13 protein-coding genes and 1 pseudogene are annotated in these 15,199 nt (G+C 62.6%); 3 read left to right on the top strand and 11 right to left on the bottom strand.

The window, feature by feature from the left end; all coding sequences use genetic code 11:
* Positions 1-114: 114 nt before the first annotated feature.
* From AC5ZG1_RS11730 to AC5ZG1_RS11720, 3 genes and pseudogenes are all read right to left on the bottom strand, one after another.
* Positions 115-318: pseudogene (locus AC5ZG1_RS11730) on the bottom strand (PfkB family carbohydrate kinase); the annotation flags it as partial.
* Positions 319-368: 50 nt separating this feature from the next.
* On the bottom strand, positions 369-1,439 hold the full coding sequence (locus AC5ZG1_RS11725; RefSeq protein ID WP_496132928.1) for a glycoside hydrolase family 88/105 protein: 1,071 nt from the start codon (positions 1,437-1,439) through the stop codon (positions 369-371).
* A gap of 184 nt (positions 1,440-1,623) precedes the next feature.
* Positions 1,624-1,884, bottom strand: a complete 261-nt coding sequence (locus tag AC5ZG1_RS11720) for a hypothetical protein (RefSeq protein ID WP_456643526.1) — start codon at positions 1,882-1,884, stop codon at positions 1,624-1,626.
* 329 nt (positions 1,885-2,213) lie between these two features.
* On the opposite strand from AC5ZG1_RS11720, the gene AC5ZG1_RS11715 reads away from it, so the two are divergent.
* Positions 2,214-2,816: a phasin family protein gene (locus tag AC5ZG1_RS11715; RefSeq protein ID WP_496132927.1), complete on the top strand. Its 603-nt coding sequence runs from the start codon at positions 2,214-2,216 to the stop codon at positions 2,814-2,816.
* A 7-nt stretch (positions 2,817-2,823) separates the two neighbouring features.
* Here AC5ZG1_RS11715 and AC5ZG1_RS11710 read toward each other — a convergent pair whose 3' ends face one another.
* The 7 genes from AC5ZG1_RS11710 to urtA all read right to left on the bottom strand — a co-directional run bounded on the left by AC5ZG1_RS11710 (position 2,824) and on the right by urtA (position 9,630).
* A complete protein-coding gene (locus AC5ZG1_RS11710; RefSeq protein WP_496132926.1) occupies positions 2,824-3,165 on the bottom strand; it encodes an FmdB family zinc ribbon protein in 342 nt (113 codons plus the stop codon).
* A gap of 86 nt (positions 3,166-3,251) precedes the next feature.
* Positions 3,252-4,481: a formamidase gene (fmdA, locus tag AC5ZG1_RS11705; RefSeq protein ID WP_496132925.1), complete on the bottom strand. Its 1,230-nt coding sequence runs from the start codon at positions 4,479-4,481 to the stop codon at positions 3,252-3,254.
* Between the two features lie 28 nt (positions 4,482-4,509).
* Positions 4,510-5,199, bottom strand: coding sequence for an urea ABC transporter ATP-binding subunit UrtE (gene urtE / locus AC5ZG1_RS11700; RefSeq protein ID WP_496132924.1), 690 nt, complete (start codon positions 5,197-5,199; stop codon positions 4,510-4,512).
* A 197-nt stretch (positions 5,200-5,396) separates the two neighbouring features.
* Positions 5,397-6,152, bottom strand: a complete 756-nt coding sequence (gene urtD / locus AC5ZG1_RS11695) for an urea ABC transporter ATP-binding protein UrtD (RefSeq protein ID WP_028163084.1) — start codon at positions 6,150-6,152, stop codon at positions 5,397-5,399.
* Between the two features lie 9 nt (positions 6,153-6,161).
* Positions 6,162-7,301 carry an urea ABC transporter permease subunit UrtC gene (gene urtC / locus AC5ZG1_RS11690; RefSeq protein ID WP_496132923.1) on the bottom strand — a complete coding sequence of 380 codons (1,140 nt, stop codon included), beginning with the start codon at positions 7,299-7,301 and terminating at the stop codon, positions 6,162-6,164.
* Between the two features lie 19 nt (positions 7,302-7,320).
* Positions 7,321-8,247, bottom strand: a complete 927-nt coding sequence (gene urtB, locus AC5ZG1_RS11685; protein ID WP_464345730.1) for an urea ABC transporter permease subunit UrtB — start codon at positions 8,245-8,247, stop codon at positions 7,321-7,323.
* Positions 8,248-8,367: 120 nt separating this feature from the next.
* Complete coding sequence (urtA, locus tag AC5ZG1_RS11680; RefSeq protein ID WP_496132922.1) at positions 8,368-9,630, bottom strand: urea ABC transporter substrate-binding protein; 1,263 nt, start codon at positions 9,628-9,630, stop codon at positions 8,368-8,370.
* A gap of 188 nt (positions 9,631-9,818) precedes the next feature.
* On the opposite strand from urtA, the gene AC5ZG1_RS11675 reads away from it, so the two are divergent.
* The gene (locus AC5ZG1_RS11675) at positions 9,819-13,187 is read left to right on the top strand and encodes a hybrid sensor histidine kinase/response regulator (protein WP_456643502.1); all 3,369 of its coding nucleotides are present in this window, start codon (positions 9,819-9,821) and stop codon (positions 13,185-13,187) included.
* On the top strand, positions 13,177-14,103 hold the full coding sequence (locus AC5ZG1_RS11670) for a response regulator (protein ID WP_496132921.1): 927 nt from the start codon (positions 13,177-13,179) through the stop codon (positions 14,101-14,103). Before AC5ZG1_RS11675 ends, AC5ZG1_RS11670 begins: the two co-directional genes overlap by 11 nt.
* 145 nt (positions 14,104-14,248) lie before the next feature.
* On the opposite strand, the gene AC5ZG1_RS11665 is transcribed toward AC5ZG1_RS11670, so the two are convergent.
* Positions 14,249-15,148, bottom strand: a complete 900-nt coding sequence (locus tag AC5ZG1_RS11665; protein ID WP_207230888.1) for an SMP-30/gluconolactonase/LRE family protein — start codon at positions 15,146-15,148, stop codon at positions 14,249-14,251.
* Positions 15,149-15,199: the final 51 nt, after the last annotated feature.

Genomic DNA, 15,199 nt, shown 5'->3' with positions numbered 1-15,199 from the left:
CGCGCGAAGTCGCCCTCTTGCTTGATGTCGGTGAACACCGGAAAGCGAGCCTTCCACGGGGTTCCCTTGGCCGTCGTCAGATCGTTGAGACGCTCGCGCACGGCGAGGCCATCCTTTCAGCGCAGCCGTCGCTGCCGAAAACGCCATGGCCTCGCGCACATCAAGGCCGACGCCGATCGCAAGCGCATAGGCGCCGTGAAAGACGTCGCCCGCGCCGGTAGTGTCGACGACGTCGACGGCAAAGGCGGCCTGCCGGTGCAGGCGGCCGCTCTCACGCCAGTCGCGGGCGGGAACGGCCGATCGACGACATGCCGAGCGCCACTCAAATTGGAATCTGGACCCGCCGCACCGGCGGAGGAAAGTAGATGTCAGTGGACCAGTTCAGATGCAGCCAACAAGAGCGCGCCAGACCCGTAGAGCTGGGTGTCCGCGATCTGAACGGCGTCCGGCCTGTCGCCAATCTGCTGCACGCGGCCGAGCCGGCCGTTGACCGTCGCCGATGCCAGAGCCCGCCAGCCTTGTTCAATCACTGGACTAAACCGCTTTGCGTCGAGAAGTCCCATCCGCACCCCGGCGGCCAGGCCGTAGGTCAGCAATCCAGTGCAACTGGATTCCGGGGTGCCGACCTCGGGCGGAGCGAGCAGCGACGTGGACCAGAAGCCATCCGGGCGCTGCAGGCTCGCTACGCGATCTGCGATCTCGACGAACAGGTTGACGTACTTCTCGCGCAGCGGGTCGCCGGGACGAAGCTCTCGTAGGATGTTGGCAAGCCCAGCGAGCACCCAGCCATTGCCGCGGCCCCACAATATCTTTTCGCCATGCGCGCCAGTTTTCCCGATGAAGCGGCTGTCGCGGTAGAACAGGTGCTCCTGGCTATCGAATAGGAAGTCTTTCGTGGCCCAGAATTCCCTGTCGGCATAGTCACGGAAGCGCTGGTCCTTCTGGATGCGCGCAATGCCGAACCAGGTCGCCGGCCCCATGAAGATGGCGTCAGACCAGCACCATCGCTGCAGGCACTTTGCGTTGTCGAATTCGAGCGAGACCTGTGGCGGGTGCTGCAGGATGTATTCCAGCCGCTGCACGGTCGGCTCGATCATGCGTCGATCGCCGAAATGATCATAGGCGGCAATGTAGACCTGCCCGATGGCATGATCGTCCGCAAGGTAGATCGGGGGTGCCCAGTTGCTGTTGCCGATCTGCCAATCGGTGCGCTCTCCAAGCTCTCGGATCACGTCGAAGTACTTCATCTGACCTGGTGTCGCGGCCCATCTTGCGAGACCGATATAGAAGGCGGCGCGTGTCCAATCTGTCTCAGCCGCCTGGGGTACTTCATGAAAGTGCGACATTTGCCAGCTCGCGACTTGCTGGGCGGTAGTGCGCACGGTTTCCGGCGCAACTGAAGCAGTGAGCAGGATGGCCATCAGTGCAACTGCCTTCATGCTCCCGCTCCTGACGTTCCTAACTACTGACTATCATCGGCCCATCGGCGGATCGTACCGCGGCGCGACGGCACAGCGCTATCGTAACCGTAACATCGCTTTTAGCCCTTTGCAGCAGTGGGACGGCTTGCGAAAATCCGGTTTGCGCCACGAGACGCGCATGGCGTCGATTGGTCGGCGCCGATTACTTTCGTCGGCGCCGTGTTCGTTTTAGGGGACCCAAGTTCGATTTGGTGAGCCGCTTCGCATTCGCTGCGACGCGCCGTCGATACCGACGAACTATTTCATCTCCCGAAGCTCCAGACATCAACCTTGTGCCGGCTTCGACGGCCGCATCGATCTTTTCGCTAATCATACGTTCGGCTTCGCGCCGGGCCCCGCTGCCACCCAACATCAGCTTCATCAGCCGCAGCGCAATCACATGATTGGCCTCAACCGCCAGCATCGTCAAAGAATTGAACCTTCGCCGCCCCCTCAATCGCCGCATTACCAACTCCCCTACTGGACCATTGACCCACGGAGAACTCGCGCGACCTCCATTGGGCCCCGATGGCGGCGCCGCGGTGGCTACCCAGTATATGCGCCGTGCTTAAGAGAACAAACGTTCCGGTGCCCCAACGCGGCCGGAAATGGGCACGAGATGGCCGCTGGCGCTCCTCCTTCCAAATGTCACCACATGACTGCCACGCGAAGAACAAAGCCCAACCGCGAATCCAGCGCAAAGATGGCGGAGGCTTGCAGCTTAGTTGATATTTGAGATCCGGAGCGATTCCAATGTTGAGTGCGGATGGGAATAAACCGGTCGGAAAATCCAGCCAGCGTAAGGGGAAGACAGGACAGCAGCGCAAGAAGGTCGAGCCGAGCAAGGAAGCCCGCGCACGACAAGTTCCCGAGCCGGCGCCTGTGGCGGTCCAACTGGAGGACGCCCGGGAACAAATCAGTGAACAAATCAATGAAGCTGAGCAGATCAGCGAGGAGGTCCAGTTCAGCGAGCCGATCAGCGCACCGGTCGCGTCGATCGAAAGCGCTTCGGTTGAGGCTTCCGCGACTGATACCGTCCACGCCCTCCCCACCGTAGCGGCCGAGCCCGTCGCCGTCAGCGTTGCAACGATCGCCGATGCCTACAGCGACTACACCAGGAAATCGCTGAACCAGACCTTGTCCTTCCTGGAGAAGCTCGCGGCCGTCCGCTCGCTCGACAAGGTGTTCGAACTTCAGACGGAATTCGCGAAGCAGGCTTTCGAGACTTTCATCGCCGAGTCGCAGAAAATCAGCAAACTCCACGGCGAATTGGCCAGGCAGAGAGTCTTGGGCTTCGAAGGGTTCGTCGCCAGGATCACCCAAACCACACTGGAGCTGCGCGCTACGCGCCACTAACTGAGTTCTAATGGCTGATCATCCAGGGGCGCGCGGTCGGAAAGCCCTTGGCGCCGGTCTTGCTCTTGGTCACCAAGCGCGCCGGCTTCTTGCCGGAGCAGCAGCCGCAGCCGGGGCCGTGTGAGGCCTTGTACTGGTCGAGCGTTTTCGGCGCGTGCGCGCTGCGCTCATTGGTGGCGTGGGCCTTGCGCTTATCGGAGGGCATGCAGAAGAAGCTCGGGGCGGTCAGGATGACGCGCGGCGATTCCGCTTCGCATTGCGGGCAGTCTTGCGGCAGGTCGCATTCGGACATCGACCGCATGTCCTTGAACGGGCCGCACTCGTTGCAGAGATATTCGTAGACGGGCATTTTTCCTCCTTGCGCATTCAGGCTTGAAACTCGCGGCGGATGCGGGGCGGCAAATACGCGTCGTCCCGCATCCATCGCGCAGGGAGCTACTTGTCCGGCGAGATCGGCATCTGGATGTCGCCCGTGATGTGCTTGATCGGGCCTGCCGACGACGGCATCACGTCGAAGTCGAAAATCTCCGTCGGCAGCCACAGCGTGGCGCAGGCGTTGGGCACGTCGACCACGCCGGAGATGTGGCCCTGGCACGGCGCGGTGCCGAGGATCGAATAGGCCTGCGCGCCGGAGTAGCCAAACTTCTTCAGATACTCGATCGCGTTCAGGCAGGCCTGACGGTAGGCGATGTGGACGTCGAGGTAATGCTGCTTGCCGGTTTCGTCGACGGAGATGCCCTCGAAGATCAGGAAGTCCTTGTAGTTCGGCGTGATCGGCGACGGCTTGAAGATCGGGTTCTTGATGCCGTACTTCGCCACGCCATCCTTGATGATTTCGACCTTGATATGCAGCCAGCCGGCCATCTCGATCGCGCCGCAGAAGGTGATCTCACCGTCTCCCTGGCTGAAGTGCAGGTCACCCATCGAGAGGCCGCCGCCGGGCACATAGACCGGGAAGTAGATCTTCGAGCCGCGCGAGAGGTCCTTGATGTCGCAATTGCCGCCATGTTCGCGTGGCGGCACGGTGCGTGCACCTTCCGCGCCGATCTTGGCCTTCACGTCGCCCTTGGCACGGCCGCCATGCGCGGTCGGACCAAACGGCGGATTGGCGAGTCCGGGCACGCGGGTCGGGTTGGTCGCGATCAGTTCGGCCTCGCGCGCGTTCCAGGTCGCGAGCATCTTCGGGTCCGGCAGGCAGCCGATCAGGCCGGGATGGATCAGGCCGGCGAAATTGACGCCGGGCACGTGGCGCGAGGAGGTGTAGAGACCCTTGATGTCCCAGATCGATTTCTGCGCCAGCGGGAAATGATCGGTGAGGAAGCCGCCGCCGTTCTGCTTGGAGAAGAAGCCGTTGAAGCCCCACAGGCTCTCCTTCAGCGGGCCGACGTCGAGCAGATCGACCACCAGGAGGTCGCCGGGCTCGGCGCCCTTGACGCCGATCGGACCGGACAGGAAGTGCACGATCGAGAGATCGATGTCGCGCACGTCGTCGGCGGAATCGTTGTTCTTGATGAAGCCGCCGGTCCAGTCATAGGTCTCGATGATGAAGTCATCGCCGGGATTAACCCATGCCACGATCGGAATGTCCGGGTGCCAGCGGTTATGCACCATGTCGTTGTCGTAAGCCGATTTGGTGAGATCGATCTTGATGAGTGTCTCTGGCATTAAAAGCTCCCCTTCTTACTTGCCTTGGTTAAACGGACAGATATTTCGAGATCTGGACGGCATCGACTGCATCGCGCGGATCGTCACGGACGATTTCGCCGTTCTCGATCACCAGCACGCGGTCGGCGATGTCGAGGGCAAAGCTCAGCGCCTGCTCGGAGACGACGATCGAGAGGCCACGCTCGTCGCGGATGCGCTTCAAGGTGCGCGCCATCTCCTTGATGATCGAGGGCTGGATGCCTTCGGTCGGCTCGTCCAGCAGCAGCACTTTCGGCTTGGTGGCTAGCGCGCGGGCGATCGCGAGCTGCTGCTGCTGACCGCCGGACAGATTGCCGCCGCGGCGGTTCTTCATCTCGAGCAGCACCGGGAACAGCTCGTAGATGTCGCCTGGCACCTCGGACTCACCGTGCACGACGAGGCCGGTCTCGATGTTCTCCTTCACCGTCATGGTGGAGAAGATCATGCGGCCCTGCGGGACATAGGCAAGCCCCTTTGCCACCCGCTCATAGCTTTCGAGCTTGTTGAGCTCGGTGCCGTCCATGATCACCGAACCGCTCTTGGCCGGAAGGATGCCCATCAGTGACTTCATCAGCGTGGTCTTGCCCATGCCGTTACGGCCCATGATCGCCACGATCTCGTTGGGCGCGACCGAGACGTTGAGGCCGTGCAGCACCTCGCTCTGGCCGTACGCAACGTGAAGATCGGAGATTGCCAGCATGATCGCCTCCTAGAGCCGGATGCTTTTCTTCACCTCTCCCGTAGGGAGAGGTCGGCGCGTAGCGCCGGGTGAGGGAATCAGGTCCCACGAGAGCGCGAGCCCCCTCACCCGGATCGCATCTTTCGATGCGATCCGACCTCTCCCCGCTGGGGAGAGGTCGACGGTGCGCGTGGCGGCGGCTATGCGAAACGTCATGCTCAATGTCCGAGATAGACTTCGATGACTTTCGGGTCGTTCTTGACGTGCTCCATCGTTCCCTCGGACAGGATCTGTCCCTGGTGCAGCACGGTGACCTTGTGGGCGATGTCCTCGACGAACTTCATGTCGTGCTCGATGACGAGCACGGAGCGGCCCTTGATGATGCGGTTGAGCAGTTCGGCGGTCTTGGCGCGCTCGGATACGCTCATGCCGGCGACAGGCTCGTCCAGCATCAGGAGGTCCGGATCCTGGATCAGCAGCATGCCGATCTCCAGCCATTGCTTCTGGCCGTGACTCAACTGGTCGGCGTACGTGTCGAGGCGGTCCTTCAGGAAGATCATCTCGGCGACTTCCTCGACGCGCTGTTTCACGGTGGCGTCGCGCTGGAAGGTGAGCGAGCCGAATACGGTGCGGCCGCGCGGGAAGGAGATTTCGAGGTTCTCGAACACGGTGAGGTCCTCGAACACCGACGGCGTCTGGAACTTGCGGCCGACGCCGGCCTGCACGATCTCGTTCTCGCGTAGTTTCGTCAGCTCCTTGCCGCGAAACTGGATCGAGCCTGACGTGGCTTTGGTCTTGCCGCAAATCAGGTCGAGCACGGTGGTCTTGCCGGCCCCGTTGGGGCCGATGATGACGCGGATCTCGTTGTCCTCGACATAGAAGGAGAGATCGTTGACTGCCTTGAAGCCGTCGAAGGAAACGGTGAGCCCGGAGACAGCGAGCAGGAAATCCTTGGGCTGATGACCGATGAGCATGACCACTCCTCACTCCGCCGGTGCGCCGTCGGCGACTGGGAAGCCGTTGCCGGGTTTTGATTTCCGCGAGGCCAGCAGGCGGTCGATATGCGGCTGGACATAGTCCTGCCAGATGCCTGAGAGCCCGTTCGGGAACGCCAGCACCACTGCGATGAACAACGCGCCGAGGCCAAACAGCCAGAGCTGCGGGAAGGATTCCGACAGGCTGGTCTTGGCAAAGTTCACCAGCAGCGAACCCCAGACCGCGCCGAAGATCGACATCCGGCCTCCAACGGCGGTGTAGATCACCATCTCGATCGACGGCACGATGCCGACGAAAGACGGCGACATGAAACCGACTTCGAGCGTGAACATCGCGCCGCCGATCGCGGCGAAGATCGCGGCGGCGCAGAAGGCAAAGATCTTGAAATTGGCGACGCTGTAGCCGGAGAAGCGGACGCGGTCCTCTTGCTCGCGCATCGCCACCAGGATGCGGCCAAGCTTCGTCAGGCGGATGAACTGTGCGGCTATGATGCAGGCGAACAGCAGCACGACCTCGATGAAGTAGAGGATGAACTTGGCATGGTCGGTGCGAATGTCCCAGCCGTGTAAGGTGCGCAGGTCGGTGATGCCGTTGATGCCGCCGGTGTAGCCCTGCTGTCCGACGATCAGGATGGTCATGATCGCGGCGATCGCCTGGGTGATGATCGCGAAATAGACGCCGCCGACGCGCCGCTTGAACATCGCCGCGCCGATGATGAAGGCAAAGATGCCGGGTACCAGGATGATCGCGATCAGCGTGATCGGGAAGCTGTGGAACGGCTTCCAGAAGAAGGGGAGCTGCGTGAGCTGATTCCAGTCCATGAAATCGGGAATGCCCGGTGTCGACTGGATCTTGGTGTTCTCGACGCTGGAGGCCTCGAGCTTCAGGTACATCGCCATGCAGTAGCCACCGAGGCCGAAGAACACGCCCTGCCCCAGGCTCAAAATGCCGCCATAGCCCCAGCACAGCACGAGGCCAATTCCGACGAAGGCGTAGGTGAGATATTTGGCGACCAGGTTGAGGCGGAAGATATCCAGCGACAGCGGCAGGATGACGAAGAGGAGTAGCGCGAGCGCGACGAAGCCGATCAGCTCGGAGCGATTCAAAAAGCGCGAGTTGATGATCATGACCAGAGCCTGCTTGTTCTTATTTGCGGACCTTGAGTGCAAACAGTCCCTGCGGCCGCATCATCAGGATCGCGACGATCGCCAACAGGGTGAGCACCTTCGCCATCGAGCCCGACAGGAAGAACTCCATGGTCGACTGCGCCTGCGAGATGGTGAAGGCGGACGCGATGGTGCCGACCAGCGAGGCCGCTCCGCCGAACACGACGACGAGGAAAGTGTCGACGATGTAGAGCTGGCCGGCGGTCGGTCCCGTGGAGCCGATCATGGTGAAGGCCGAGCCCGCGATGCCGGCGATGCCGCAGCCGAGGCCGAAAGTGTAACGGTCGACCTTCTCGGTGTTGATGCCGACGGCGCCGGCCATCACGCGGTTCTGCACGACGGCGCGGACCTGACGTCCCCAACGCGACCAGAACAGCACATAGGCGACCACGATGGTGATCAGGACGGTCAGCCCCATCACGAACATGCCGTTGATCGGAATCTGGATCGCGTCGGTCGCCTGCCAGGAACCCATCATCCACTCCGGCAGTTCGACGCCGACCTCGCGGGCGCCGAACACCGAGCGATAGGCCTGCTGCAGGATCAGGCTGAGGCCCCAGGTCGCAAGCAGCGTATCCAGCGGGCGCTTGTAGAGATGGCGTATCAACGCCCATTCGACGAGCATGCCGAGCGCGCCGGAGGCGATGAACGCCAACGACATCGCGACGAAGAAATAGCCGGGAAACAGCGCGGGCAGATATTGCTGGAAGGCGCTCGACGTCATCCAGGTGACGTAGGCGCCGAGGATCATGAACTCGCCATGGGCCATGTTGATGACGCCCATCTGGCCGAAGATGATGGCGAGCCCCAGCGCCATCAGCACGTAGACCGAGAACAGGATCAGTCCGGCAAAGCCTTGCATCGCGAAGATGGCGCCGAGATCGCTGAGCGAATAGTCACCGAACATGATCCGTCCTCTGCATGGGTCAGGCCTGCGCCCGCGCTTGGCGCGTGCGTTGGCGATCGCGTGGGCCGACCGGCCCACGCCGCTTGCGAGTTGGGAGAAGCGCTCAGCCGAGGCGCGTTCTCACTGATAGCCCTTCGGGAACGGGTCGGGCTCGACGAGATCGGCGGTCTCGTAGATCAGTTCGTACTGGCCGTCCGCCTTGGCGCGGCCGACGCGCGTCTTCGACCAGAGGTGATGGTTCTCGTGGATACGGACATAGCCTTCCGGCGCGCCCTTGAACTCGACGCCCGGCGAGGCCGCCGCGACCTTGTCGATGTCGAAGCTGCCGGCCTTCTCCACCGTCAGCTTCCACAACCACGGGCCGAGATAGGCAGCCTGGGTGACGTCACCGATCACCGTTTTCTCGCCCCACATCTTCTTGAAGGCAGAGACGAAGGCCTTGTTGTTGGGATTGTCGAGCGACTGGAAATACTTCATGCAGGCATAGGCGCCTGCGATGTTTTCACCGCCGATGCCGTCGATCTCGTCTTCGGTCACCGATATCGTCAGCAGCGTCTGCTTGAAGAGGTCGATGCCGGCCGCTTTGAGCTGCTTGTAGAAAGCGACGTTGGAGCCGCCGACGATGATGGCGTAGATCACGTCCGGCTTGGTCAATTTGATCTTGTTGATGACCGAGTTGAACTGGGTGTGGCCGAGCGGGAAGTATTCCTCGCCGACCACCTTGGCGCCCTGCAAATGGCCTTCGATGTGCTTGCGCGCGATCTTGTTGGAGGTGCGCGGCCAGATGTAGTCGGAGCCGAGCAGATAGAACGTCTTGGCGCCCTTGGTCTTGTTGACCCAGTCGAGGCCCGCGATGATCTGCTGGGTAGCTTCCTGGCCGGTGTAGATCACGTTCTTGGACTGCTCGAGGCCTTCATAGAAGGTCGGGTAGTAGAGCATGCCATTATACTGCTCGAACACCGGCAGCACCGCCTTGCGGGAGGCCGAGGTCCAGCAGCCCATCACGGCGGCGCATTTGTCGTTGACGAGGAGCTTCTTCGCCTTCTCGGCGAAGGTCGGCCAGTCGCTGGCGCCGTCCTCCTGGATGAACTTGATCTTGCGGCCGAGCACGCCCCCGGCGGCATTGATCTGCTCGATTGCCAGTTTTTCCGCTTCGACCGATCCGGTCTCCGAGATCGCCATGGTGCCGGTGACGGAGTGCAGGATGCCGACGGTCACTTCGCTATCGGTGACGGCAAGGCCAGTGGTATTGACCGCGGACGTTGCCGGACCCTCTGCGAACGAGGCGCGCGGAAGCATCGAGATGGCCGGCAGCGCCGCCATTCCCATCAGTAGCTTGCGCCGAAGCGGCGACTTCAGGCCCGGTTTCTTTTCGTCTGACATGAGCACCCCAGTGGTTCGAGAACGCGCTTAATGGTCAGGCGAGGATTGCCCAGATTTGTGCAGCGCACTGATACGCAAGATTGCGTATACTGCACCGCAAAATAGCGACGTAGGTTCTGGTACGGGATTTGCGAGCAGGACGGGCGGGACTACCGGGCGGGACCGACGTCGGCTCAGGAGGTGGGGAATTGGCAGGGCGGCAGCGGATAGACCGCGTCAGGCGCCAGTATAATCAGTGGGTTGCCAACCAGACGCTGGAGGATTATGCGCTGCGCTTCACCGCAAAGAGCGCGCGCCGCTGGTCCGCCGGCCGTGTTGCCAACACTGCGTTAGGTGCGATCTCATTCCTGGCGCTGGAAGCGATCGGCGGCACCATCACGCTGAACTATGGCGCGATGAACGCGACCGCGGCCATCCTCGTGGTCAGCGCCATCATCTTCTGCTGCGGACTGCCGATCGCCTATAACGCCGCCAAGTTCGGCATCGACATCGATCTCTTAACCCGCGGCGCCGGCTTCGGCTATATCGGCTCGACCATCACCTCGCTGATCTACGCCTCCTTCACCTTCATCTTCTTTGCGATCGAGGCAGTGATCCTGGCGACCGCGCTCGAAATGTGTTTCGGCATCCCGCGGCCGATCGGCTATGTCATCAGCGCAGTCGTGATCATCCCGCTGGTGGTCTACGGCATCACCCTGATCAGCCGCTTCCAGTTGTGGACGCAGCCGATCTGGATCGTGCTGCATATCCTGCCCTTTGCCGCGATCGCCTACGCCCATCCGCGCTCGTTCATCGAATGGCGCAATTTTTCCGGCGAGCATGGCAACCCATCCGGCCAGCTCGACCTCTTGCTGTTCGGCACTGCGGCCTCCGTGGTGTTCTCGCTGGTGGCGCAGATCGGCGAACAGGTCGACTTCCTCCGCTTCCTGCCACGCGACCGGCGCACGTCGCGGCGGGCGTGGTGGATCGCGCTGCTCAGCGCAGGGCCCGGCTGGATCGTCCTCGGCGCCCTGAAGCTGCTGGCCGGATCGTTCCTCGCCTTCTTCGCGCTGAGTCACGGCGTCTCCTATGAGCACGCCGCCGAGCCGGCCAACATGTACCTGGAGGCCTATCGCTACGTGCTGTCGCAGCCGGATCTGGCGCTGGCGCTGACGGGAACGTTTGTGATCCTGTCGCAGGTCAAGATCAACGTGACCAACGCCTATGCCGGCTCGATCGCCTGGTCGAATTTCTTTTCCCGCCTCACCCACAGCCATCCCGGCCGCGTGGTCTGGCTGGTCTTCAACGTGGTCGTTGCGCTGCTGTTGATGGAGATCGGCGTCTACAAGGCGCTGGAGCAGACACTCGCGCTCTATTCCAATGTCGCGATCGCCTGGGTCGGTGCGCTCGTTGCTGACCTCGTCATCAACAAGCCGCTGGGCCTGCGGCCGCAGCACATCGAGTTCAAGCGCGCGCATCTCTGCGACATCAACCCGGTCGGCGTCGGCGCGATGCTGATTGCGACCATCGTCTCGATCAGCGCCTTCTACGGCGTGTTCGGGCCAACGGCAAAGGCGCTGTCCGCCTTCGTCGCGCTGGCGGTGGCGTTTATCGTTGCGCCGCTGATCGCCTGGGCTACCGACGGCAAATACTACATCGCGCGCAAGCCGAAACGGAGCTGGCAGAACCTCGAGCAGATCCAGTGCTGCATCTGCGAGCATTCGTTCGAGCCCGAAGACATGGCCGCCTGCCCCGCCTATGCCGGCCCGATCTGCTCCTTGTGCTGCTCGCTCGACGCGCGCTGCCATGACCTGTGCAAGCCGCATGCGCGCATCCAGTCGCAGGTGTCGGAGACATTGGGCAAATTGCTGCCGCAGCCGATCTATGCCCGCATCAATTCGCAGCTCGGGCATTATCTCGGCGTGTTCGCGGTCTCGGCGGGCCTTGTCGGGCTGGTGCTCGGGCTGATCTACCTGCAGACCTCGGCCACCGTGCAAGCCGGCAACCTGTTGTCGGACGTGCTGTGGAAAGTGTTCTTTGCGCTGATCATCATCATCGGCGTGGTGGCTTGGCTGTTCGTGCTGGCGCAGCAGAGCCGGCGCGCGGCGGAGGAAGAGACCCGACGGCAGACCGCGCTGCTGATCCAGGAGATCGATGCCCACAAGCGAACCGACGCCGAACTGCAGCGCGCCAAGGAAGTCGCCGAGTCCGCCAACCTCGCCAAGAGCCGCTATGTCGTCGGCCTGAGCCACGAATTGCGCTCGCCGCTGAACGCGATCTCCGGCTATGCGCAACTGCTGGAGCAGGACAATACCCTGCAGACGCGGCCGCGCGAACAGGTCCGCGTGGTCCGTCGCAGCGCCGACCATCTCTCCGGCTTGATCGACGGCATCCTCGACATCTCCAAGATCGAGGCCGGCCGGCTTTATCTCTCGCGCGACGAGGTCCGGCTGAACGATTTCCTCGACCAGCTCGTCGGCATGTTCCGTCTGCAGGCAGCCGCGAAAGGCATCGATTTCGTGTTCAAGCGGCCGGCGGTGCTGCCGGTCGTGGTCTATGCCGACGAGAAGCGGCTGCGGCAAATCCTGATCAACCTGCTGTCGAACGCGATCAAGTTCACGCAAACCGGCCACGTGCAGTTCGTCGTGCACTACCGCAGCCCGGTCGCCGAGTTCGAGGTGATCGACACCGGCCCGGGCATCCAGCCTGACGATCTCGAGCGCATCTTCGCGCCGTTCGAACGTGGCGCGCTCGGCGTCTCGCAGCCGCAGACCGGCACCGGTCTCGGGCTCACCATCAGCCGGCTGCTGGCGGGCGTGATGGGCGGCGACATCAAGGTGACCAGCACCGTCGGCGCCGGCAGCACCTTCCGCGTCAAGATATTGCTGTCGGAAGTGACAAACCCGCGGCGCAGCGCGCCGACCGATGCGCCGGTCTATGGCTATCATGGCCCGCGCAAGACCGTCCTGATCACTGACGACGATCCGACCCACCGCGATCTCTTGCGCGAAGTGCTGGCGCCGCTCGGCTTCATCCTGCTCAGCGCGCCCGATGGTCCCGGGTGCCTCGCGCTAGCGCAGCATTGTCGGCCCGACCTGTTCCTGCTCGACATCTCCATGCCCGGCATGGACGGCTGGACTGTTGCCGAGGCGCTGCGCTCGGCCGGCCATCACCAGGCACGCATCCTGATGATCTCGGCGAGCGCGCTGGAAGCGCATGGCGCCCCGCTCGCGCAACCGTTCCACGACGGCTACCTGATGAAGCCGATCGATATCCCGCGCCTGTTAGAGACCATCCGCCTGCTGCTCAAGCTCGACTGGCAGCACGATGCCGACGAGGTGCCCGTGCCGCAGTGGCAGCCGGAGAGCGGCTCGCGGCCGCCGGTGAAATATATCGAGGAACTGATCGGCCTCGGGCAATTGGGCTATATCCGCGCGATCCAGCTGAAACTCGACGAGATCGGCACTGAACATCCCGAGCATACCGATTTCGTCTCGCAGATGCGCTCATTGGTCGATCGCTTCGACCTCGATCAGTACATGGCGACCCTGAAGGCGCTGCACAGCTATGACCACTGAAACCAAGAAGCGAGACATCGCGCTCGTCGTCGACGACTCCCCGGAGACGCTGCGGCTCCTGACTGACGCGCTCGACGGCGCCGGCATGACCGTGATGGTGGCGCTCGACGGCGCCTCCGCGATGCGGATCGTCGACCAGATCACGCCCGACATCGTGCTGCTCGACGCCGTCATGCCCGGCATGGATGGTTTCGAGACCTGCCGCCGGCTGAAGCGCGATGCCGGGCTCGACCATGTGCCGATCATCTTCATGACAGGTCTCGCCGAGACCGAGCACATCGTGCGCGGATTGGAAGCCGGCGGTGTCGATTACGTGACCAAGCCGATCGTGGTGCAGGAAATGCTGGCGCGCATCCGCGTCCACCTCGCCAATGCGAGACTGACGCAGAGCGCCCGCGCTGCGCTCGACGTCTCCGGCCGCTATCTTCTCGCGGTCAACGGTCACGGCAGGATCTTGTGGGCGACGCCGCAGGCGCAAAGGCTGCTGTCGGACACGCTGGCGGAGGACGGCGACGACCTCGCGCTGCCCGATCCGATCCCGCAATGGCTTGAGCAGACGCAGAAGGGAAAGGCTGCAGCGAAGACCACGACCATGGCCTCGTTTCCAGCCAACGAGCAATTGCGGCTGCAATATATGGGCAAGCTTGGCGTCAACGAATTCCTGCTGCGGCTGGCGAAGGACACCAGCGCCGACATGCCGGCGGAATTCTCCAGCGAACTCGGCCTCACCACGCGCGAGGGCGAGGTGCTGTCATGGCTCTCCAAGGGCAAGACCAACCGCGACATCGCGCAAATCCTGGGGCTCAGCCCGCGCACAGTCGACAAGCATCTGGAGCAGATCTATTCCAAACTCGGGGTGGAGAACCGCACCGCGGCCGCGGCGATCGCGGTGAATGCGAGGAACAGGAAGTCGTGAGGCGTTCGCGCCGTGGTGCAGCGCTCCTCCTTTCCGTCATGCCCGGACTTGTCCCGCGCGTCCACGTTCTTTGGTGCAGCTCGGAAGAGCGCGGATGGCCGGGACAAGCCCGGCCATGACGGCGTGGCTACATTTCCAATCTTCTTCAGCCGAGCACACTGATATCCGCCACCAGCACCGTGCCCGTCGCGGACTCCGTGATGTAGAGCCGGTCGCGGTTCTCGCCGCCAATGGCGACGTTGGTGACGGCATTCCCTGCGCAGGACTTGATACGCGCGATCAGCTCGCCTGACGGTGCGAACACGAAGACGTGGCCGAGCGAGACATGGGCGACGAACAGCCGGCCGGCTTTATCCATTGTGATCCCATCCGGACCGCCGGGGCCGAACATCGAGCAGAAACGGCCGACCTTCGACACGCTGCCGTCCTTCATGAACGGCGCGCGCCACACCGCGTTGTCACGGGTCATGGCAACGAACAACACGGCCTCCTGCGGATCGAGCACCAATCCGTTGGGGCTGATGCCGGTGTTGATCAGGCAATCGAGCTGCCCGCTCGCGCGCAGGCGATAAACCCGGCCGCTCGGATCGTGCAGCCCGGTCTGGCCCTGGTCGGTGAAATAGATGTCGCCGTTGGAGGCGATGTGCAGATCGTTGCAGCCGCGGAAGGATTCCGAATTGCGCGAGGTCAGTACCGGAAGCATCCGCCCTGCCCGCGCGTCGAGCTCCATGATGCCGTGCCGGTAATCGGCGACGAGGATGCGGCCTTTGGAATCGATCTTCAGACCGTTGGGCCATCCCTGATATTCGACGGCCAGCGACCATTTCTTATTTGGCGAAATTTTGAAGATGCGGCCGAAGGGGATGTCGACAATGTAGAGATTGCCGTCGGCGTCGAAGGACGGCCCTTCGATAAAGCAATCGGTTGGCTGACCCGGGCGGTTGGCATCGGCCCACTCGGTTGACTGCTTGCGGCGGAATTCGTCCGGCATGGCGGAGAAGATCGTGGTCTCGATCAATTTCGGCGGCGTTTCCAGGTACAGCATTTCTTGGTTCACCCGTTAGCGGAACGGACGGCACCATAGAGGACATCCTTG

Source organism: Bradyrhizobium sp. Leo78 (assembly GCF_059512425.1).
Note: the sequence above shows the minus strand (reverse complement) of the source record. Positions and strands in the feature narration are given on the sequence as shown.

Coding starts and splice junctions, on each gene's coding strand:
- AC5ZG1_RS11725 (WP_496132928.1), bottom strand. CDS start 1,439: ATGAAGGCAGTTGCACTGATGGCCATCCTGCTCACTGCTTCAGTTGCG.
- AC5ZG1_RS11720 (WP_456643526.1), bottom strand. CDS start 1,884: ATGCTGGCGGTTGAGGCCAATCATGTGATTGCGCTGCGGCTGATGAAG.
- AC5ZG1_RS11715 (WP_496132927.1), top strand. CDS start 2,214: ATGTTGAGTGCGGATGGGAATAAACCGGTCGGAAAATCCAGCCAGCGT.
- AC5ZG1_RS11710 (WP_496132926.1), bottom strand. CDS start 3,165: ATGCCCGTCTACGAATATCTCTGCAACGAGTGCGGCCCGTTCAAGGAC.
- fmdA (WP_496132925.1), bottom strand. CDS start 4,481: ATGCCAGAGACACTCATCAAGATCGATCTCACCAAATCGGCTTACGAC.
- urtE (WP_496132924.1), bottom strand. CDS start 5,199: ATGCTGGCAATCTCCGATCTTCACGTTGCGTACGGCCAGAGCGAGGTG.
- urtD (WP_028163084.1), bottom strand. CDS start 6,152: ATGCTCATCGGTCATCAGCCCAAGGATTTCCTGCTCGCTGTCTCCGGG.
- urtC (WP_496132923.1), bottom strand. CDS start 7,301: ATGATCATCAACTCGCGCTTTTTGAATCGCTCCGAGCTGATCGGCTTC.
- urtB (WP_464345730.1), bottom strand. CDS start 8,247: ATGTTCGGTGACTATTCGCTCAGCGATCTCGGCGCCATCTTCGCGATG.
- urtA (WP_496132922.1), bottom strand. CDS start 9,630: ATGTCAGACGAAAAGAAACCGGGCCTGAAGTCGCCGCTTCGGCGCAAG.
- AC5ZG1_RS11670 (WP_496132921.1), top strand. CDS start 13,177: ATGACCACTGAAACCAAGAAGCGAGACATCGCGCTCGTCGTCGACGAC.
- AC5ZG1_RS11665 (WP_207230888.1), bottom strand. CDS start 15,148: ATGCTGTACCTGGAAACGCCGCCGAAATTGATCGAGACCACGATCTTC.